The following is a 21,016-nucleotide window of genomic DNA, read 5'->3' as shown; positions in this document are numbered from 1 at the left end:
TCGTTATGGTGAGTTGAAGTGAAGCAGCGGAGTGTCTTGTTTTGAAACAATTTCAATGTGTAATAGAATTTCTAATGTATATTGCGGGTTAAAATCAATTTGCCACCCATTAGGTTGAGTTCACTCCCTTTTTCGATAAAAGACATTTTGAAATCATTCCAAATAAAAGATATCGGTTTGGTTTTCCTGCCGTATAATGGTATCGCTCCAGCGTAATAAGCAATAAAAAACCCGATGCAAATAAATTTATGGGCGGTGGAGTTCCTGTCGTGCGGAGCGGAATACGAATACGACACCATTTATAAACACTAAAAAAATATTCGAATGGGGTTTAACCTTAGGAGGGGTGAGGGAAAGCTATTGCGTTGAAACAATAAATACTTCCCAGGCTATTTCTAACCAATTAAAACTGAGTTTAGCCATCAAACAAAAATGCCGCAACCAATTACTAATAATTCGATTACGGCATTTTCCTAGTAGCCCCAACAAGACTCGAACTTGTATCTAGTGTTTAGGAAACACTTGTTCTATCCCTTGAACTATGGGGCCATCCTTTAAAGCGATGCAAATATATAATTTTAACCCAATTTTAACAAAGAGAGATGATGATTATTGGGGTATTTACCCATAAAAAAAAGGTTGACCTAATGGTCAACCTTTTTGTCTTTATCATCGAGGATCTTGAACTCTAAAAAACTTAATGAGGCGGAAGGAATCAACTTAAGTCCAAAACCGTATTTGAACTTCCATTTTAAAAATATGGACGGGAAGCCTTTTTTTAAGTAAGCTCCCAGGTAAGGATGAACCTTCAGGGTCAATTTTTTACTCTTTTGTCCTTCGACAGCTTTTTTAATGCTGTCTTCCAACTTCTCCTCCAGTAGGATGGCTGGTGCAATTTTACCTGTTCCAAAGCAGGTAGGGCATGTCTCATCGGTTTCGATGGCCATTTCCGGGCGAACACGTTGGCGAGTGATCTGCATGAGTCCGAATTTGCTAAGCGGAAGGATATTATGTTTGGTCCTGTCCGGAGTCATAGCTTCCTTCATCTTCTCATACACTTTTTGCCTGTGTTCGGCTTTTTGCATATCAATAAAATCAACCACAATTATTCCACCCATGTCTCTCAATCTTAACTGACGGGCAATTTCATCGGCAGCTGCAAGGTTTACGTCCAGGGCATTGTTTTCCTGGTTACTTGCATTTTTTGCGCGATTTCCGCTGTTAACATCGATAACATGTAGTGCTTCAGTATGTTCGATAATAAGATACGCACCGCTTTTAAAAGAAACTGTTTTCCCAAAAAGCGATTTAATCTGTTTCTCGATTCCAAATTGATCGAACAGAGGGACGTCCCCTCTAAATTCTTTCACAATTTTTTCTCGATCGGGCGCAATCAAACCCACATATTCTCTTACCTCTTTGCACATATCCTGATCGGAAATGTAAATGCTGTTGAATGAAGGGCTCATGATATCCCTTAGTATGGCTGAGGTACGGCCAATTTCACCAACAACTAACGCGCGCGGCTTTAGATTAAACAATTTGGCAGTGGACTCGTCCCAACGTCGAGCAAGGGTTTTCAATTCCTTGTCGAGTTCGGCAACTCTTTTGCCTTCGGCCACGGTGCGGACGATTACCCCAAAGTTTTTGGGTTTAATGCTGATCAAAAGCTTTTTCAGTCGGTTTCTTTCTTCGGCAGATTTAATTTTCTGGCTCACGGAAACCTTGTCGGAAAAAGGCATCAACACTAGGTTGCGTCCTGCAATTGACAATTCGGAAGTCAGCCTTGGCCCTTTCGTTGAAATGGGTTCCTTGGCTATTTGCACCATCACTTCCTGACCTACGGAGAGAACTTCTGATATGGTACCGTTTTTATCGATATCCGGCTCAGCTTTAATTTTGTGTAAGGCAACTCCTCCCTTTTTGACAGTCTTGGCCATATTAAGAAACTTCTTCAGGGTACGAAATTGGGGTCCAAGATCTAAATAATGCAAAAAAGCATCCTTTTCGTATCCTACATCAACAAAGGCTGCATTCAGTCCCGGCATAATCTTCTTTACCTTACCCAGGTAAATGTCGCCAACGGTAAACTGTATGTCACCTTTCTCTCTTCTTAACTCTACCAATCTTCTGTCTTCGAGCAATGCTATCGAAAGCTCGTCGGGAGATACATCAACAAATAGTTCTGCACTCACAATAGTAGGTATTTCAATAATAATAAGAACTTTTGTCCCGACCATTCTGTCAGGACACTTTTAATTGTCTACATAAAACAAAGAACAAACAACGAAGGAAGCTTCCCTCATGTTTGTTCTCTATTATGTTTTCACAATAAGATGAGGAAGATTACTTCTTCTTCTTGTGCCTATTTTTTCTAAGCCTCTTTTTACGCTTATGCGTAGCCATCTTATGTCTTTTTCTTTTCTTTCCGCTTGGCATACTACAAAAATTTAACTATTAATAACCAATTACTTCACGTTGTTCTTAACTTTGGTAACAAAGCTTTTTGAAGGCTTAAATGCCGGAATGAAGTGTTTTGGGATAATGATAGTCGTGTTTTTAGAAATGTTACGAGCCGTTTTTTCAGCTCTTTCTTTTACGATAAAACTTCCGAATCCACGCAAATACACATTTTTCCCTTTAACTAATGAACCTTTAATAGTCTCCATAAAAGCTTCGATAGTCTTTTGAACTGTAACCTTCTCAATTCCGGTATCTTTTGAAATCTCGTTTACAATATCAGCCTTTGTCATCTCTCTTTAAAATTATTTAATTATCAACTAATTACATTAATTTTCTAAAATTCAGAATGCAAAGATATAACGAATTAGAAAAATAAAAAACAAAAAGTCTATTTTTGATAAAAAAAAATTGTGATGAGTGAGTTCAGTAGTGACTTGATTTTGTGGTATAAAGACAACAAACGCGACCTTCCATGGCGTCACACCACTGATGTGTATAAGGTTTGGGTATCGGAAATCATACTTCAGCAAACCCGTGTAAATCAAGGCTTAAATTATTATATTAATTTTCTGAAAGAATTTCCCACGGTTCATCATTTGGCCAAAGCAAATGAAGACAAGGTGTTAAAAATATGGCAGGGATTAGGCTATTATTCCCGTGCCAGAAATATGCACGCAGCGGCAAAATATGTTTCTGACGAATTAAACGGAGTTTTCCCGCATTCGTACGATGGCTTGCTAAAGCTTAAGGGGATAGGCAGCTATACGGCTGCTGCCATCAGTTCTATTTGTTATAACGAGCATCAAACCGTAGTGGACGGAAACGTGTTTAGGGTACTCACCCGTATTTATGGTATAGAAACACCCATTAATACAACCATAGGGAAAAAACAAATAGAGGCGTTGGCCCACAGCCTGAATGACGGCAAAGAGCATGGCACCTTCAACCAGGCGTTAATGGAATTTGGCGCACTGCACTGCACTCCTAAAAAACCACCATGCCAATCGTGCGTATTTAAAGATAAATGTTGGGCACTGCAGAATAAAAAGGTTGATATACTACCGGTTAAGGAAAAGAAGCCAAAAGTGAAGAAAAGATTTCTGAACTTTATTGTATTTACGGACAAGGAAGATCAAACCGTCATACAGCGCCGGAACGGAAACGACATCTGGAAAGGGTTATATCAGTATCCGTTGATTGAGACCCCGCATACTATTTTAACCCCGAAACTGTTGGGCTTGGAAGAATTCGTTGATTTAACCGCCAACCAGGACATAAACATTATTTCCGAATTTACTTTAAACCACCTACTTACTCACCGGCACTTAGTGATCACTGTTTTAAGTATTCGGCTCGACTCACTTGAACACTTCAAAGAATCTAAATATCAAATTGTAAAAACAGATCGACTAAACGAATTCGCCTTTCCAAAGCCTTTAATCGGAATATTTAATTAAACACTGCAACATCGTTTGTAATCGATAGGAACTTTTGTATTTTTATCAATCCAAAAATAAGCATCATAAAGTATGTCAGTAAATAAAGTAATTTTAGTAGGCAACGTAGGAAAAGATCCCGAAATAAGATATTTTGAAAACGACAGAGCCGTAGCGAATTTTCCGGTGGCCACTACCGAGCGCGGTTTTACGACCAGTTCGGGCCAGCAAATACCTGAGCGCACCGAGTGGCACAATGTGGTAATTTGGGGCGGCCTGGCAAAAGTGGCCGAAAATTACGTTAAAAAGGGAACTCAATTATACATTGAAGGAAAGCTGAGAACCCGGTCATGGGACGATAAGGACGGCAATAAACGATACACCACCGAAGTGTACGTGGATAACCTTCAGTTGCTCGGCCGTAAAGCTGATAATCCAGGTGGCCAAGGACAAGCTACAAGTTACGGAACACCGGCACAGCCCCAAAACCAGCAGCCTATTTCTGCCCCGCCGCAGGCACCGGCAGCCAACAGCACGGGTAACGATGATATTCTGGACGAATCCTCCGAACAAGACGATTTGCCATTCTAGTATTCACTTAACTTCTAAGTTCTTGGAAACAGACCTTATTAATTTATCCGTACTTCCGTATTTCGCTGTGCTTGAATTCCAGCCCTTTACCTTTGGGACTTCCATCTCTATTTTGGTATTAATTGTATTACTGGTTTTTTCAGCCTTGCTTTCTGGTTCAGAGGTAGCTTTTTTTTCGCTTACCCCAACCGACATGAAAGATTTAGAAGAACTGGACAACCGAAACGGACGTTTAATTATCAAACATTTAAAATCGCCGGAACAGCTCCTGGCAACCATACTCATTGGCAATAATTTTGTTAATGTTGGCATTGTCATCCTTTCGGCATTTATCACCAACTCCTTAATTTACTTTGGAGATCCTCAATGGGTCAAGTTTGTGGTGGAAGTAATCGGCATCACCGGTCTTATCCTGTTTTTCGGAGAGATTCTACCCAAAGTTTATGCATCCCGCTTTTCGCGGAGGTTTGCCGAAACAATGGCCTATCCAATGTTTTTGTTAAGGGGGGTATTTAAGCCATTGAGCGTAATATTGGTAAGTAGCTCCGGTTTTGTAAATAAGCGCATCGCCAGAAAAACAGGATCCATTTCCCTGGATGATTTATCACATGCCCTGGAAATTACCGGAGATGAAATTACCGAAGAAATAGAACTACTGGAAGGCATTGTGAAATTCGGAAACATTAATGCGGCCGAAATTATGACGGCCCGTGTAGATGTGGTAGACATTGAAATCACCTCTGATTACAACAAAGTACTGGCAGTAATCGTTGAATCTGGCTACAGCCGCATTCCCGTTTTTGAGAACACACCGGATAATGTAAAAGGGGTACTGTATGTGAAAGATTTGCTCCCCCATTTAAACGAAGATAAGGATTTTAAGTGGCAGGAATTAATTCGCACCCCTTATTTTATCCCTGAAACCAAAAAGATTGACGACCTGTTAGAAGAGTTCAAGCAAAACAAAATTCATATGTCAATTGTGGTAGATGAATACGGAGGTACATCAGGAATTGTAACATTGGAAGATATCCTGGAAGAAATTGTCGGGGAAATATCTGACGAGAAAGATGAAGAAGAATCGTTCTACATGCGTCAGCCCGATGGCAGCATTATATTCGAAGGTAAAACATTGCTGAACGATTTTCACAAGGTAACCGAAATTGAAGAGGACGAATTTGAGAAAATGAAAGGGGAGGCCGAAACACTGGCTGGTTTGATGCTAGAAATAAAAGGGGAAATTCCTGATAAGTACGACCAAATCAAGTTCAAAAAATATGTGTTTACAGTGGTTTCTGTAGATTCGAGAAGAATTAAAAAGGTAAAGTTTGAGGTTAAGCCTTAAAAAGATAAAAACAAGTATAACTAAAAAACCGACATAACTGTCTGCCTGCCCTGTACGTTCCGGCAGACGGATTTCGGTAAGTGATTCATTATTGCGATTGAATATCGCCTTGGTTGTCCTGGCAGTATTAATTTTTTTAAACGTATATGAAAAACATAGTCCTAATATTAGGATTAACATCCATACTCGCAGTGTTTTCATGCAAGCATCATGGCACACCCAAACCGAGAGCTTATTATCGCATTACTTTTCCAAAGCATGAGTATCAGCCTTTAAACAAGGAATGTCCCTTTAGTTTTGATGTTCCTGTTTATACCCAGATTCTGGATGACGATCGTTCGCACAATGCCGAAAAATATTGGTATAACATGGATTATCCTACATTAAATGGAACTGTGCATATCAGTTACAAGGCGGTTGATAACAACCTGAACGAAATGCTTGAAGACAGTCGTAAGTTAGCGTACAAACATGCTGTTAAAGCCGATGCCATCGGTGAACGGATCTTTGTGGGGGAGGAGAAGAAGGTATATGGTACCTTGTACGAAATAATGGGAGACGCAGCATCTTCCGTTCAGTTTTATCTGACTGACAGTACCCATCACTTTGTGCGCGGCTCCTTATACTTTAACGCTGTTCCCAACAAGGATTCATTGGCTCCGGTGATTGATTTTGTCAAGGAAGACATCTTTCATTTAATGGAGACCTTTGAGTGGAAAGAAATGCCTAATTTTTAAAGAATGGCTCAAGTATTAAGAAGGGATACAGGCAGCGACGGGATAGTTGTAGTTTGGAAGATTGAAGAAAGCTCCAAAGAACTATTGCAATCGCTAAATCTAAGAGAACAAGATCTGAATCGGGTAAATTCATTTAGGCTCGAATCCAGAAAACAAGAGTTTTTAGCTGCCAGGTGTCTGATTAAGGAAGTATTGAAAATAGATCCCGCTGTCGACTATCGGGAATCGGGAAAACCAATCCTTAAAAACTCAGAATATAACATTAGCATAAGCCATACCAAAGGTTTTTTAGTTGTAGTGTTTTCCAAAGGCGACTTTGCGGGCGTAGATATTGAACGCCCATCGGAAAGGGTAGCGCGGGTGTACAAGCGTTTTGTAAGCACCGAAGAAGAAAAATTCATTCCGGACAATAATAAGGTTGCGTATTATACCATGCTGTGGTGCTTGAAAGAAAGCATGTATAAAATGTACGACAGGCAAAGCAGCATCTTTAATGTCAACTTTATTTGTCACCCGTTCGAGTTGCAACAGGAAGGTAAAATTCAAGCTACATTTGATTTTGAGGAATGTAGGACCATGGATTTTGAATACCTGACCACCGAGGACTTTTATTTGGTTTACCATTGTTGAGTTAACCACCCATTACACGAATTTGACAAATTACCATGATTCTATCAACCATACAAAGCAAAGTAAAAAAAGGTAAAAAATTGTTTGCCGTCCTTATCGATCCGGATAAGTTTCCCCATAAAAACCTACTCAAAATTATTACTGCCATGGAAGCGGCTAGTCCCGATTTTATTTTGGTAGGAGGAAGCCTGGTTAACGAAAGGGTTGAAATGGTGGTGCATGTTTTAAAGAAACACCTGACAATTCCGGTTGTTTTGTTTCCCGGCAACCTGATGCAGCTCACACCCAATGCTGACGGCATTTTATTTATCTCCTTGATATCCGGAAGAAATCCGGAGCTTTTAATTGGCAACCATGTTACTTCTGCTCCTTTCCTAAAAAACTCTGGTATGGAGATTTTGTCTACCGGTTATATATTGATTGAAGGCGGAACAACAACCTCAGTAGAATATATGAGCCAAACACGTCCCATACCGGCCAATAAATCGGAAATCGCGGTAGCTACTGCCATGGCTGGAGAAATGTTGGGCCAGAAACTGATTTACCTGGAAAGTGGCAGCGGCGCTCACAATCCGGTACCGCAAGACATGATACAAGCGGTCAGAAACAATATTTCCACCCCCTTAATTGTTGGCGGGGGACTAAATAGTGTTGAAAAAGTAGAGAATGCCTGTGAAGCTGGTGCGGACATCGTTGTGGTGGGCAATGCGTTTGAGAAAGATTTATCCCTGCTAAAGGAATTTAAAGATGTAATACATTCGTATTAAAGGTGAATAGGCTATATCCTTAGACCCGCAGAACGCTTTAGAAAATCCCAGCCTGCCGGCTGGCAGTTATCACACATTAAACCTTGATCCGTCATTAGGAATTTGAAAAACCCCTTAATGTCAACTGGCATCAGCCATATCGAGGCCATCCCGATATAGAAAACCTTACATTGCTGTGTTTAATAAGCAATATGCAGATTTTGATCATCGAATGGACATCCAGATGAAGTGTAATGACAATTTAGGGTTCAAAAAGAGCATTACTATTCTACAAACCTATTATCCGATTTGGTTTTTAAAACAAGGTCTGCGTCCTTTTCGTCCAGCCAACCCGATCTTGCATCCATCCTATTGTCAAATTGTCTGAAAAAGGGCTTGATATCCAACAATGGGGTTTTGTCGAGCATATCCACTTCTTCAATAAAAATTTTATTGTCCTCCACTTTAACTAATTTAACCGTTGACAAACCAATGGCATTGGGTCGTTTGGGCGAACGTGTTGCAAATACGCCATGTGCTTTGTCGTCCATATACGGCACCACCGACATTTGGTAATTGGTTACTTTATGCAGATGGTAAATTAGCGTCAGATGAGTGAAACCTTCGAGATCCTTTAAGCCTTCCACAAACTCTTCTTTCAAAAGAATATATCCCTTAGCAGCCTCTGCCCCAATTGGTTGGATAGGCATATTCTCCAAAGAACTATGAGGCGTATAAATGGTGCCGATGGGTTGAAATGTAAAGTGTTGCATGGTTTGAACTGATTTAAGATTCACATTGATGATATCCACATAAAACATGACGGACTTTAACTTCGTCGATTTTTATTTCAGCCCTCTATTACAATCACAAACTATACATATGGCCAACACCTTAAGCCTTAATAGTTTGTTTTCCGCAAAGTCGGAACTGGCATTTCATCACATTTTATATAGATCAGATTTTGACCAGAGTGCCAATCTTTTCGCCTTTAATTACTCTGATCAGGTTTCCCGGCGTATCCATATCAAATACCACTATGGGTAAGTTATTCTCCTTGCACATGGTGGTGGCGGTTAAGTCCATTACTTTTAGCCCTCGGTTATATATCTCGTCGAAAGTAATTTCCTCGAATTTGGTGGCGTTAGGATCCTTTTCCGGATCGGCCGTATAAACACCATCCACCCGGGTGCCTTTCAGCATCACATCCGCCTTAATTTCAATCCCTCTCAATGAGGAACCGGTATCTGTTGTAAAGTAAGGATTTCCCGTTCCGCCGGAAAGGATAACCACTTCCCCATTTTCCAAGGCCTCAATGGCTTTAGGCTGGGAATAGAATTCACCAACCGGTTCCATTTTTATGGCCGTTAATACCCTTGCTTTTACGCCCGCATTATTCAACGATGATTTTAAGGCCAGGCTATTAATCACGGTTGCCAACATACCCATTTGGTCGCCCTGGTAACGATCGAATCCCTTGGCAGCTCCGCTTAGTCCACGAAAGATATTTCCTCCACCGATCACAATACCAACCTGAACACCCAGATCGCAGATATCTTTGATTTGTTGTGCATATTCTTCCAGCCTCTTATTGTCGATACCGTAGTTTTGTTCGCCCATCAGCGACTCTCCGCTAAGCTTAAGTAATACTCTCTTATACATCGTTTTGAATCTTCTAAAGTTTTGAATGGCACAAAGCTAAGAAAAGAATTTATTATTTAAATCAAATCGGAATATACCGCTTTAGGTAATTCCCTCAAATTATATTGGTTGGCCATAACCTCACCGTAAGCGCCAGCAGAGCGGATGGCTATCAGATCACCTCTGCCGGTTTGAGGGAGTGTCACTGCCTTTCCAAAACAATCGGATGATTCGCAGATAGGCCCCACCACATCATATTTGTTTTCTTCTTTTGTGGAAGTCAGGTTTTCGATTTTATGATAGGCCTGGTACAAGGCCGGACGTATCAAATCGCTCATTCCAGCGTCCACAATGGCAAATTGGGTGTGAACACCTTCTTTTACATACAAAACCTTGCTCATCAAGGTTCCGCACTGACAAACCACCGAACGCCCCAGTTCGAAATGCACCTCCTGCCCTTCTTTCAATTCCAAAAAGTCATCAAAAATTTTAAAGAACGTCTTGAAATCGGGCATCGGGTTTTCGTCCGGGTACTCATAATCGATACCCAGTCCACCACCAACGTTAACTATCCTGGGAATATTTCTGCGTTTCACGAAAAGCTCCTGTAATTCGTTTACCCTTGTGCAAAGCTGCTTGAAGGAATCTAAATCGTTAATTTGGGAGCCAATGTGAAAGTGAATCCCCACAAATTCAACATTTTTTAGTTCCGTTACCTTATCCAACACCTTTTCGAGATCCCAGATGTAAATACCGAACTTATTTTCCTCTAGTCCTGTGGTAATGTATTTATGCGTGTTGGCCTGAACGTTAGGGTTGATACGAAGAGCTATCTTGGCGGTTTTACCCATTCGCCCGGCTATTTCGTTGATGATCTCCAGCTCAGGAATCGACTCTACGTTGAAACAACCAATATTGTGTTCCAGGCCGGTAATAATCTCCTTGTCGGCTTTGCCAACACCTGCAAAAACAACTTTATCGTTAGGGAAACCTGCAGCCAATGAGGCAGACACCTCGTTACCGCTCACACAATCTGCCCCAAAACCAAAGGAGTTGATCCGTTCCAAAATTCGTTTATTGGCATTGGCCTTCACCGCATAATGAACATGATAACCATACTTGTCGGCCTCTTGCTTGATAACCTCAAGGGTGTCATCCAACAATTGCATGTTATAATAATAAAAAGGTGTTTCCACCTCATTTAGTTTCTGAATTGGAAATGGATTGTTCATTTGCACAATCTGATTAAAACAGGTTATCACTCAAGGCGTTTAATGCCTCTTTTTTATAATTCTCGTTAATTAGGATAGATACATTGTGGTTACTCCCACCATACGAAATCATGCGGATCGGAATTCCTTTTAACGCACCGAATATTTTGTCGGCATAACCAACTGTATCGGCTACCAAATCACCTACCACACAAACAATTACCTGATTGGTATCCACCTCTACGGTACCAAACTTCTTCAGGTCGTCCACTACATCTTCCAAATGCTTATTGTCGTCGATGGTAACCGATACACCTACTTCCGAAGTGGTAATCATATCGATAGGTGTTTTGTAGGTCTCAAATATTTCAAACACCTTGCGTAAGAAACCATATGCCAACAACATTCGTCCCGACTTAATTTTAATGGCCGTTATATTATCCTTAGCCGCTACAGCCGTAATCCTGTCCTTCTCAAGTTTTGAGGAGATCAAAGTCCCAGGTGCTTCAGGTGCCATGGTATTCAGTAACCTTACCGGGATATTGCTTAGCTTAGCGGGCAAAACACTGGTAGGGTGAAGTATCTTGGCTCCAAAATAGGCCAGCTCGGCAGCCTCATCAAAGGATAGGTTAGCAATGGAATGCGTATTCTCCACAAAACGGGGGTCGTTATTGTGCATGCCATCAATATCCGTCCAAATTTGTATTTCTTCGGCTGAAATTGCGGCACCAATCAAACTGGCGGTATAATCGCTTCCTCCGCGCTGAAGGTTATCTATCTCACCAAAAGCATTTCGACAAATATAACCTTGCGTAACATATATCTCTTTTCCTGGATTTTTCTTTAAAACCTTTGCGCAGTTCTCTTTGATATAAACCTTATCCGGTTCGTTCTGCTTGTCGATACGCATAAAATCCAGGGCGGCCAACAACATTGAGCTCTCTCCTTTTTCCTCCAGATAATACTGGAACATAGCAGTTGAAATCAGCTCCCCTTGCGCCAAAATGGCCTTTTCTTCAAAAGCCGTAAACATATCTATTGTGAACGACTTAATATAATCGAAATGAAACTCGATGAGTTCTTTGCCTTTTTGTTTGAACTCATCCGTTGCATAAAGATCTTCCACTTCGGCATAATATTTTTCCTCCAGGCTGTTGATTAACTCATTGGCGCCTTCGTTGTTTTTCTTGTACAGGTAATTGGTGATCTCCACCAATATGTTGGTGGTTCCAGACATGGCGGATAGAACAACAATTTTTTGCTCTCCGTTGCAAACCAAGTCGGCTACTTCTTTCATACGTGCAGCTGAACCTACCGAGGTTCCGCCAAATTTCAATACTTTCATCTTAACAAGATAAGAGACTATTAGATAACCTGCCTGTCGGCAGACAGGGAGATAAGTGACATTTTTAAATGCCAATCTATGCGTCTAGTTTACAGGTGCAAAATTAGAAGAAACTTTTTATTAATTGATAGAAATACGCGTTTAAAACAAGAAAAACACAAAATGTTAAATATATAACATTTTGTGTTTTTCTATAAGAATTGTGATTGCTATCTATCTTGAGATAGGCCTATATTATTCTTTTATATAAACTTCGAGTAGTTTTGCTTCCCCATCAGGTTCAATGATTACATTATCAATTGCCGCCGGAATTAAAACCGTTTCTCCTTTTGTTATGGTCTCCTCTTCACCGTTAGCACAAATAATTTTTGCACTTCCACCCACACACATATAAACCACAAAGGAGTTCAACAGGTAAATATCTCTTTCAAAAGCTTCATTAATATTTAGGATGTTAGTAACAAAATACTGACAAGCTGCCAGGTTTACCGCTTCGTTGCTTTTAAGATCGTACGCAACTTTTTCGTTCGTATCTTTGTAATCAATAGCATCCAACGCCAAGTCCGTATGCAATTCCCGGGTATTACCGGAGCTGTCCTTGCGGTCGTAATCGTAAATACGGTAAGTAACGTCCGATGTTTGTTGAATCTCGGCTAACAGCACACCTGCTCCAATGGCATGCACATCGCCGGCAGGGATAAAAAAGGTATCACCTTCGTCCACTTCGTGCGATTTTAACAAGGTCATCAGCTTACCGCCATTTAAAGCTTCGAGGTATTCTTCCTTGCTGGATTCATTTACAAAACCGGAAACCAGCTGACTTTTGGGCTCCGCTTGCAACACATACCACATCTCGGTTTTTCCGAATGCGTTATGTCGTTCTTTCGAAAGCACATCGTCAGGATGCACCTGAATCGACAAATTGTCGTTGGCATCGATAAACTTAAACAACAGCGGAAATTCATTGCCAAACTTGCTGTACACATGTTCTCCAACGATATCTGCCATGTAGATCTCTATAATTTCCTGAAGGTTGTTCCCGGCTAAAAAACCGTTCGAAATTTGGGAAACATCACCTTCCACCCCTGAAAGTTCCCAAGATTCGCCCAGGTTGTCCAGCTCGCTTTTTTTATTTAATACAGATTTTAGCTTACCGCCACCCCAAATTTTATCTTTAAGTATTGGTGTAAACTTGATAGGATACAATTTTGCGTTCATAATGGTTTTTTGTTTAGAACCTGCAAATTAAGAAAAAACCTGTTAAGCATCCATAACAATATATTATTGAATTGTGATATTATATTGAACTAAAGCGTTATTGGGCATCTAATCCTCCATGTATCAAATAAAAAAGAAAATAAATACCAAATTCAAAGTTATAGTTGTGCATTTTAAAGTTAGCAGCCATTTTTTTTGTTTATGTGCAAACAGGGCAGTGCAATTATTAAACCTAACAGCCTTAGTCAAAGATTGAGGGCTCCCAATTCAAAACAAGCCGTTTCACTGAGTTGTTTCAATATACCGGAGCTCTGCCATGTTTCGTTTCAGCAACTCCTTGTTTTGTACTATTGGATTACTCATTACGAATCTCTACTACCTAATCCGGGTTAAAGCATGCTTATACAGACCGTTCCTGTTCCAATAAAAAAATCCCCGACACGTTTGCCGGGGATTTTTTTGTCAAATTAATAAATACACAATTAATAAAGGTAAACCTTCATCAATATTCTAACCAGGCATTAGTTCGCTGAAACGGGCAGCATTGCCGCTTCAACAGAATCATATCCCTTAAACAGCTTTTTAGCGAACTTTTGAACACGTTTAGCTGTAATATCGTTTACCATCTTGTTAAATCCTTCCGTGTCGGTTATTGGCTCTTCGTTCATTAATGAACCCTGAATAACACTTAACCAGAAACTATTTTGTTCCACCGACTCTTCGCGACTTTTTATATAGTTCTTTTTAATCTCGTTTAAGTCGTCTATTTTAATACCGTTTTTAACCATGTTAGTGATCTCATCCTTCATTATCCTGGTCAACTTTTCACGCTTTTCCGGATCACAATCGAAATTCATAGTGATGGTGGCGTGCTCGTAGTTTCGCTTTGAAATGGATGGACGAACACTGACACCGTAACTTCCTCCTTCTTCCTCTCGAATTGTTTCCAGGTATCTCTTGCTCAACAACTCGGCAATTACTCTTACGTAAGTTCTTGTGTTAAAGTTATACTTCACATCATTATACATAGAAAAATAAACGGTTGCCTTGGGCACCTCCATTTCCCTTTTTACCTCCCTAAAAGTGGCTCCTTTCGCCGGTTTTATGTTATGGTCTACCCAGTTTTCGGTGCGATTTGTGGAGGAAAGGTTACCTATATATTTTTTTATCAGTGCCAAATCTTTGTCCAGGTCAATATTACCTACAAAGATGAAGGTAAAGTCGCTGGCATCCTGAAAACGGTCTTTATAAACGGCAACGGCTTTGTCATAATCCACATTGTTTACAAACTCTTCGCCAAATAAAATATGACGAGGATGGTAATTGCTCGCAATCACACCAATGGTATCTTTAAAAGCTTTGCTATTGTCTGTTTTTATATACGCCAATTGATTCTTCATCGAACCTACCATTGTTTCAAATGATTCTTTTTCGAAACGAGGCTTCTCGAACTTTAAGTATAACAGTTGCAACATAGTCTCAAAATCCTTTGGAGAAGCCGAACCACTGAAACCTTCAGTGTTGGTTCCAATTGAGGCTTTAACACCCGCCACCTTACCTGTCAACTTCTTTTTTAACCGGACAGCATCGAATTCGCCTACCCCTGACATACTTGCCACACCAGTCGCAATGTTTGCAGACTCCAATTGATCTTTCCCTAATACCGACATTCCACCAAAGCTATAAGCGCTAAAAAGTATCTCGTCTTTACTTAGCGCAGTAGGTAAAATAACCACCTTCGCACCGTTTTCAAGCGTATATTGTTTGGTTTGTTTGGCATCCGTACCTGAAATTACCGACTCACTAACTATGTTTTTCTCCTCTAATTCTTCTGCAACCAGAGGGCTTGAGTCTGCATCGTCCTCGTAAGCAGTTAACTCCGATTGCATCACCGTCTTCAGTTCCGACAACAATTCTTCTTTGGTAGGATACACAATAGATTCCTTGTCAGGACCAGAAATAGAAATTACACTGTTATTCATATTCTGAAAATCGGCAAATGTTGCGTATACCTCCTTTAATGTAATAGCTGGAATTGTTTTTTGAGCAAAACCCATTTCCCAATCCAATGATGGAAACGGAGCCGCTTCAAGGAAATAATCTCCCAATTGCTTTGCCCAGGTCTCATTGTCCACTTTTTCGTATTCATCCTTATACGACTCGTAACTGCGCAATAATTGGGTTTTTACACGCTCCAGCTCGGATTCGTTAAAACCGAACCTCCGTGCCCTTTCCAATTCTGTCATCACAAGGGCAAACGCTTCTTTTTCCTTGTTCTCTTTAGGGCTAATACCTATGTACGAAGCTTCCTTTGTTCGCGCCAAAGAGAAATTACCGACACTCATGCTTAATGCCGGGCAATCGGGCTTACGTGTTAACTCACCCATACGGTTATTAAGCATAGAGTTAAACATACTATGGGCTAATTCCTTTCGCATATGCGACTCATCTTTGACGGTAACAGGGTCTTTACGGAAGATCCAGTACATATTTACACCTTGCGCTTCCTTGTCTTTAGCAACAACAAAACCTAACTCCTTAGAATCTTCTATAGGATAGTATTTACGTTCAGCAGCATTTTTTTTGGCAGGAATCTTTGAGAAAAGATCCTTCACTTTCTGCTCAACCTTATCGGCATCCACATCTCCAACCACTACCACAGCCTGCAAATCGGGACGGTACCACTTGTCGTAATAATCTTTTAATTCCTGATGTTTAAAGTTATCGATAATATCCAACGAGCCAATCACATCGCGCTTGGCATATTGCGAATGGTTGTACATGTAAGGAGAACTTTGCTTCATTAATCTAAAACGGGAATTACGCCGCGTTCTCCATTCCTCGTGAATTACGCCACGCTCGGCTTCAATTTCTTCTGCTTCCAATAACAATCCTCCGGACCAATCGTGAAGTACCAACAAAGCCGAATCCAACAGGTTTTCATTGGTAGAAGGGATATTACTCAGGTTATAAACAGTTTCATCCTGTGCAGTGTATGCATTAATATCGCGTCCGAACTTGATCCCGTTGGCTTCAAGATAATTCAGCATGTTCTTACCCGGGAAATGTTCCAGACCGTTGAATGCCATATGCTCTAAGAAGTGGGCTAATCCGTCTTGTGAATCCTCTTCGAGAATAGCCCCTACATTTTGGACAAAATATAAACTGGCTCTTTCTTTAGGCTCCTCATTATGCATAATGTAATAGGTCATCCCATTAGAAAGTTTACCGTATTTAACTCTTGAATCGAGCGGAACAGTCGTGGTGTTTTGTGCTTTAACTGAAACGTTAACGCTTTGCAGCAAAGCCACCAAACATAGTAAAGTTACTTTTCTCATTATTTAAATTTTAATAATTCCTTAATTTATAAGACAATTAGATAAGAGACCCATTGCCTATATATTTATACAGGATGCAAACCGATTCGCACCAGGGCAAACCCCAATTCCGGGTTAACTTTTTAATACCCTTAATTGTTTATCGGCGTATTACCATTTGTACCATGTTTGTCACAATTTACAAACGGTTCAATTTAAAGACACGTGTGATTGAAAAATGGGTGATAGATCAATCCAATATTTTCAAACCAATTCGGTATATTATAAATTATAGCAAGCAGGACAAGAGGTTTCAGCTTGTCCTGCAAAAAATTATTATTTATTGAAGTTTTCTTTTCCTTTATCCAAAAAATTTACAAAAGCATTTACATCTAAATCGTAGGCTTTGGGATCAACTAATAAATTTCCTTCATGGTCTAAAAGGCAATAATATGGTTGCGCATTGACCTCGTACCTCGTAATTTGGAAATCTGCATTTTGCTTTCCTAATGTCTTTTTTACTTTACCATCATACTCGGAAGTGTACCACTGATCCTCCGGTAATTTAGTTTTGTCGTCAACATACAATGCAATAATCACATAATCTGCTTTCAGACGCTGTAATACAGCAGGGTCGGACCAAACGTTCGCTTCCATTTCGCGACAGTTAACGCAGCCATGCCCAGTAAAATCTAAAAATACAGGTTTATTCTGTTTTTTAGCAGCGGCCATACCTTCCTCGTAATCGAAATATCCTTTTAGTCCATGTGGCAGGTGCAAGAAATCGGAATATTTGGCTGTATGTGGTTCCGCAGAAACATGTCCTCCAGCGCCTGCATTATCACGAATAATCTGGTTTAAGTCGAAATCGTGTGTTGCTTGTGGCGGAATATAACCGGAAAGCGCTTTTAACGGAGCTCCGAACATTCCCGGTATCATATAAACCACAAAGGATAAACTCACCATGGCCAGAGCTAATCGAGGAACGCTGATATACGGCAAATCACTATCATGCGAAAACTTGAGCTTACCCAATAGATAAAAGCCTAATAGGATAAATACCACAATCCAAATGGCCAAATACACTTCTCTATCTAAAATACCCCAGTGATAAGTTTGGTCCGCAATACTAAGGAATTTTAATCCTAAAGCTACCTCAATAAAACCTAACACCACTTTAACCGAATTTAACCAGCCGCCTGATTTAGGCATATTACTTAACCATGATGGGAAAATGGCGAATAAAGTAAATGGCAATGCGAACGCAATGGAGAAACCTAACATACCAACAATAGGCATTAATACCTGGCCGCCTGCTGAGGCGACCAAAATAGCGCCTACAATTGGGCCTGTACATGAGAAGGATACCAACACCAAGGTAAATGCCATAAAAAACGCACCGCCTAATCCTCCTTTATCTTCGTTGGCAACACTCTTGTTCACAATCCAGTTAGGCATGGTTATTTCAAACATCCCAAAGAACGAGGCGGCAAAAATCATAAAGATCAGAAAGAACAATATATTAGGTAGCCAGTGTGTACTTAAAAAGTTAGCAAAGTTAGCTCCTAACGTAATAGCCACAACAGTTCCAATAACCGTATAAATGGCAATTATTGAGAATCCATAAAAGAAAGCATTAAATTTTGCCTTAGCTTTGTTTTCATCACTATGCATGAAGAAACTAACGGTCATTGGGATCATTGGAAACACGCAAGGTGTAAAAATAGCTGCTAATCCACTTAGGAAACTAAGAATAAAAAGCGTCAATAAAGAATCTTTCTCTTTTGACTTTTCCAGTTCAGTTTTTTCAGCTGATACCACAGCCTTCTTTTGTTCTTTTTGATCCTCTGCAACTGCTGATGCTGCTCCCCCAATATTTAATTCAAACTCATCATCACCCATCACACACATTCCGGTTTCATCGGAACAGCTTTGGAACTCAAAAGTACCAGCCACTTTTAGGGGTAGTTCTTTCACGATGATGGTCTGCCGCATTTCAGCGGTATTCTCAAAATAACTTACATCTCCTTCCCAAATCTCATCGTAATGCTTTTCTGCGTTGATGGGTTTCACGTCACCTACTCTTTCGTACGACGCGTTTTCTTCAAACTCAAAAGAAATCAAGATAGGCCCTAACTCAGGATCAAAATCATTTGAATAGGTATGCCATGTTTTCTCTATCTCGGCCTTAAAAACAATATCAATTTTATCACCTACTTTAGCATCTTTCTTCGATAATTCCACTGTCCATTTTGCCGGTTCCTGAATCTGTGCAAAGGCAATCCCCTGGACGATCATCATCAGCGCTAAGGCAATAACTGTTATTTTGCTTTTCATTACATTAATTGTTTACGCAGCTCTCTTAACCCGAATAATCTTATGGACAAGTCCGGGTTTCTGCAATTATTGATTAAGTGTTTTATTATTGTATAGATAAATCAAACTCGTCATCTCCCATCACACACATTCCTGTTTCCTCCGAACAGGTCTGAAACTCAAATTCTCCTGTTACCTTCAAAGGCAGTTTTTTTATGAGAATAGTCTGACGCATCTCAGCTGTATTTTTGAAATAGCTGATGTCCCCCTCCCAAATATCGTCGTATTTTTTATGGGCATTAATTGGCCTTACCTTTCCCTCTCTCTGATAAGATGGATTTTCCTGAAACTCAAAAGAAATTAAAATCGGCCCAAGATCCGGGTCGAAATCATTTGAATATACATACCAGGTATTATCAATAGTGGCCTTAAAAACGACCTCAACCTTATCACCCACCTTCACATCTTTCTTTGATAGTTCAACCGTCCATTTAGCAGGTTCCAAAATTTGACCTACTGCCAATCCTTGAAACAACGTCACTACTAAAAAGGCAATTATTACTGATTTAATGCTCATTTTTTAATTTTTTTTTGATGTAGTCTTTGTTTAGTATTTAAAAGATTATAATCCTGACTACACGATGCATTTTAATATAAGACAACCAAAAACTAAATTAGGGTGAATGATAGTTGCAGAAATACGGCAAACCTGATAAAATTCATAATCTTGTCCACATTAGGGGCACGACCTGGCGTAGTACTCTGAATCATTTATTTAGCCAATTCGATGAGCTGCTGTTCGTTTTGCATCCCCTTGACCAGACTTAATTGTTTACCGTTCGCATCGGCAAAAACCAAGGTAGGATATACCTTTACACCATATTGTTTTGCTACTTCGGGACCTTCTCCTTTTTCCGCATCAATTTTCAGGCAGATGTATTTTGTGTTGTATACATTACCAACACTCTCCAAAGTAAAATATTTCTTGGCCATTACTTTGCATGGACCGCACCAGGAAGTATGAAAATCGATAAATAACTGTTTGCCTTCTTTCTGCGCTTTGGCTTTTGCCTCGGCAAATGTACCGTGGAAAAACTCGATCCCCTGTGCCTGTATGTTATTGGCAATTAACATCATAACCCCTATAAAAAGTGCTAATTTTAGATTTTGCATGACTTATACGTTTTAAAAGACTCTATTGTGCTTTTTATTGAATGTGCTAAATAATATAATACAATGCGTAAAATGGGTTAACATTTGGTTAATAATAAAAGTTTCAAGGTTAATTAAGGTTAATGTTACAGTCGGCCGTACTCACAGAGCAGCACCAAATTTATGGTTTAACCCGGATTATTTATAAAGAGTTATGTGATGAGCATTATAAACTATAAAAAAACCCCCGACAAGAAAGCCGGGGGTTATTATGCGCTGTAATCATACCAATCTATATCCCTTCAATGGTTTGTTTAACCACTACGCCTTCTTTTACAAACACTTCAAGCATAATGTTAACCGTGCTATTGGCAGGATTTGTGGTTCCAGATAATTCGAACTCAATATCATCAACTGAACTTCCTCCAACAATAACATTATAAAACAAGCTATTCAGAAGGTTGACACCTGCTTTAATCAAATCCGACGAGAGAAATATTTCAGTAGTTTCATCGGGAATTGGAATGGTAAGGTTTTTCAGTAAGTTTTGCGATCCGGAATTTTCCGTTCCCACACTTAAATCCACAGTAACTGATTCGGCCGTATTGCCAGACAGTTTTGTTATAACAATCCAAATACCTTCGGTGGTTACATCTTCAATTTCACCATCTTCAATTTCCAAGTCGCTTATAGCATCAAGAATATTGAAATATGAAATAGACTCTTCTTCCTCAAAATATCCCTGTTCGTTAATCGTAAAAACCGAACTTTCCTCAAAAGAAGGATACAATCTGATGTCTTTTTCTTCACATGCATTCAAAAGTAACACACCGCATATAATAATTGCTAATTTTTTCATTTTAATTTA

General features: G+C 39.9%; 18 protein-coding genes and 1 tRNA gene. 6 read left to right on the top strand and 13 right to left on the bottom strand.

Features of this window, described 5'->3' with window-relative positions; translation table 11 throughout:
• Positions 1 to 477: 477 nt before the first annotated feature.
• The 3 genes from ACRD64_RS07010 to ACRD64_RS07000 form a co-directional block, all read right to left on the bottom strand.
• A tRNA-Arg gene (locus ACRD64_RS07010) sits at positions 478 to 549 on the bottom strand.
• Between the two features lie 95 nt (positions 550 to 644).
• Positions 645 to 2,240 (bottom strand): Rne/Rng family ribonuclease, encoded by a 1,596-nt coding sequence (locus ACRD64_RS07005; RefSeq protein WP_430932560.1) that lies wholly within the window; start codon positions 2,238 to 2,240, stop codon positions 645 to 647.
• 228 nt (positions 2,241 to 2,468) lie between these two features.
• Positions 2,469 to 2,753, bottom strand: coding sequence for an HU family DNA-binding protein (locus tag ACRD64_RS07000; protein WP_066632791.1), 285 nt, complete (start codon positions 2,751 to 2,753; stop codon positions 2,469 to 2,471).
• Positions 2,754 to 2,876: 123 nt separating this feature from the next.
• Here ACRD64_RS07000 and mutY point away from each other — a divergent pair, with 123 nt between their 5' ends.
• The 6 genes from mutY (at position 2,877) to ACRD64_RS06970 (ending at position 7,969) form a co-directional block, all read left to right on the top strand.
• A complete protein-coding gene (mutY, locus tag ACRD64_RS06995) occupies positions 2,877 to 3,920 on the top strand; it encodes an A/G-specific adenine glycosylase (protein ID WP_430932559.1) in 1,044 nt (347 codons plus the stop codon).
• Between the two features lie 72 nt (positions 3,921 to 3,992).
• Complete coding sequence (locus ACRD64_RS06990; protein ID WP_430932558.1) at positions 3,993 to 4,490, top strand: single-stranded DNA-binding protein; 498 nt, start codon at positions 3,993 to 3,995, stop codon at positions 4,488 to 4,490.
• A 22-nt stretch (positions 4,491 to 4,512) separates the two neighbouring features.
• Positions 4,513 to 5,835 (top strand): gliding motility-associated protein GldE, encoded by a 1,323-nt coding sequence (gene gldE / locus ACRD64_RS06985; protein WP_430932557.1) that lies wholly within the window; start codon positions 4,513 to 4,515, stop codon positions 5,833 to 5,835.
• A gap of 146 nt (positions 5,836 to 5,981) precedes the next feature.
• On the top strand, positions 5,982 to 6,572 hold the full coding sequence (gene gldD / locus ACRD64_RS06980) for a gliding motility lipoprotein GldD (RefSeq protein WP_430932556.1): 591 nt from the start codon (positions 5,982 to 5,984) through the stop codon (positions 6,570 to 6,572).
• 3 nt (positions 6,573 to 6,575) lie between these two features.
• Positions 6,576 to 7,202: a 4'-phosphopantetheinyl transferase family protein gene (locus ACRD64_RS06975; protein ID WP_430932555.1), complete on the top strand. Its 627-nt coding sequence runs from the start codon at positions 6,576 to 6,578 to the stop codon at positions 7,200 to 7,202.
• A gap of 35 nt (positions 7,203 to 7,237) precedes the next feature.
• Positions 7,238 to 7,969, top strand: coding sequence for a geranylgeranylglyceryl/heptaprenylglyceryl phosphate synthase (locus ACRD64_RS06970; RefSeq protein WP_430932554.1), 732 nt, complete (start codon positions 7,238 to 7,240; stop codon positions 7,967 to 7,969).
• A gap of 263 nt (positions 7,970 to 8,232) precedes the next feature.
• Here ACRD64_RS06970 and tsaA read toward each other — a convergent pair whose 3' ends face one another.
• The 10 genes from tsaA to ACRD64_RS06920 form a co-directional block, all read right to left on the bottom strand.
• Positions 8,233 to 8,721: a tRNA (N6-threonylcarbamoyladenosine(37)-N6)-methyltransferase TrmO gene (tsaA, locus tag ACRD64_RS06965; RefSeq protein WP_430932553.1), complete on the bottom strand. Its 489-nt coding sequence runs from the start codon at positions 8,719 to 8,721 to the stop codon at positions 8,233 to 8,235.
• A 184-nt stretch (positions 8,722 to 8,905) separates the two neighbouring features.
• Positions 8,906 to 9,610, bottom strand: coding sequence for a UMP kinase (gene pyrH / locus ACRD64_RS06960; protein ID WP_430932552.1), 705 nt, complete (start codon positions 9,608 to 9,610; stop codon positions 8,906 to 8,908).
• A 56-nt stretch (positions 9,611 to 9,666) separates the two neighbouring features.
• Positions 9,667 to 10,821, bottom strand: a complete 1,155-nt coding sequence (gene lysA / locus ACRD64_RS06955; protein WP_430932551.1) for a diaminopimelate decarboxylase — start codon at positions 10,819 to 10,821, stop codon at positions 9,667 to 9,669.
• 13 nt (positions 10,822 to 10,834) lie between these two features.
• Positions 10,835 to 12,145, bottom strand: coding sequence for an aspartate kinase (locus ACRD64_RS06950; RefSeq protein ID WP_430932550.1), 1,311 nt, complete (start codon positions 12,143 to 12,145; stop codon positions 10,835 to 10,837).
• A 234-nt stretch (positions 12,146 to 12,379) separates the two neighbouring features.
• A complete protein-coding gene (locus ACRD64_RS06945) occupies positions 12,380 to 13,363 on the bottom strand; it encodes a type I phosphomannose isomerase catalytic subunit (RefSeq protein ID WP_430932549.1) in 984 nt (327 codons plus the stop codon).
• 521 nt (positions 13,364 to 13,884) lie between these two features.
• On the bottom strand, positions 13,885 to 16,701 hold the full coding sequence (locus tag ACRD64_RS06940; RefSeq protein ID WP_430932548.1) for a M16 family metallopeptidase: 2,817 nt from the start codon (positions 16,699 to 16,701) through the stop codon (positions 13,885 to 13,887).
• A 315-nt stretch (positions 16,702 to 17,016) separates the two neighbouring features.
• On the bottom strand, positions 17,017 to 19,017 hold the full coding sequence (locus ACRD64_RS06935) for a cytochrome c biogenesis protein CcdA (protein WP_430932547.1): 2,001 nt from the start codon (positions 19,015 to 19,017) through the stop codon (positions 17,017 to 17,019).
• An 85-nt stretch (positions 19,018 to 19,102) separates the two neighbouring features.
• Positions 19,103 to 19,573, bottom strand: coding sequence for a protein-disulfide reductase DsbD domain-containing protein (locus ACRD64_RS06930; RefSeq protein WP_430932546.1), 471 nt, complete (start codon positions 19,571 to 19,573; stop codon positions 19,103 to 19,105).
• A 194-nt stretch (positions 19,574 to 19,767) separates the two neighbouring features.
• On the bottom strand, positions 19,768 to 20,169 hold the full coding sequence (locus ACRD64_RS06925) for a thioredoxin family protein (protein WP_430932545.1): 402 nt from the start codon (positions 20,167 to 20,169) through the stop codon (positions 19,768 to 19,770).
• A gap of 271 nt (positions 20,170 to 20,440) precedes the next feature.
• A complete protein-coding gene (locus ACRD64_RS06920) occupies positions 20,441 to 21,007 on the bottom strand; it encodes a hypothetical protein (protein ID WP_430932544.1) in 567 nt (188 codons plus the stop codon).
• Positions 21,008 to 21,016 lie beyond the last annotated feature (9 nt).

The sequence above is a fragment of the Saccharicrinis sp. 156 genome (assembly GCF_050589685.1).
Classification (GTDB): Bacteria; Bacteroidota; Bacteroidia; order Bacteroidales; family Marinilabiliaceae; genus Saccharicrinis.
The sequence above is the reverse complement of the archived record's forward strand: the minus strand, read 5'-3'. Positions and strand labels throughout refer to the sequence as shown.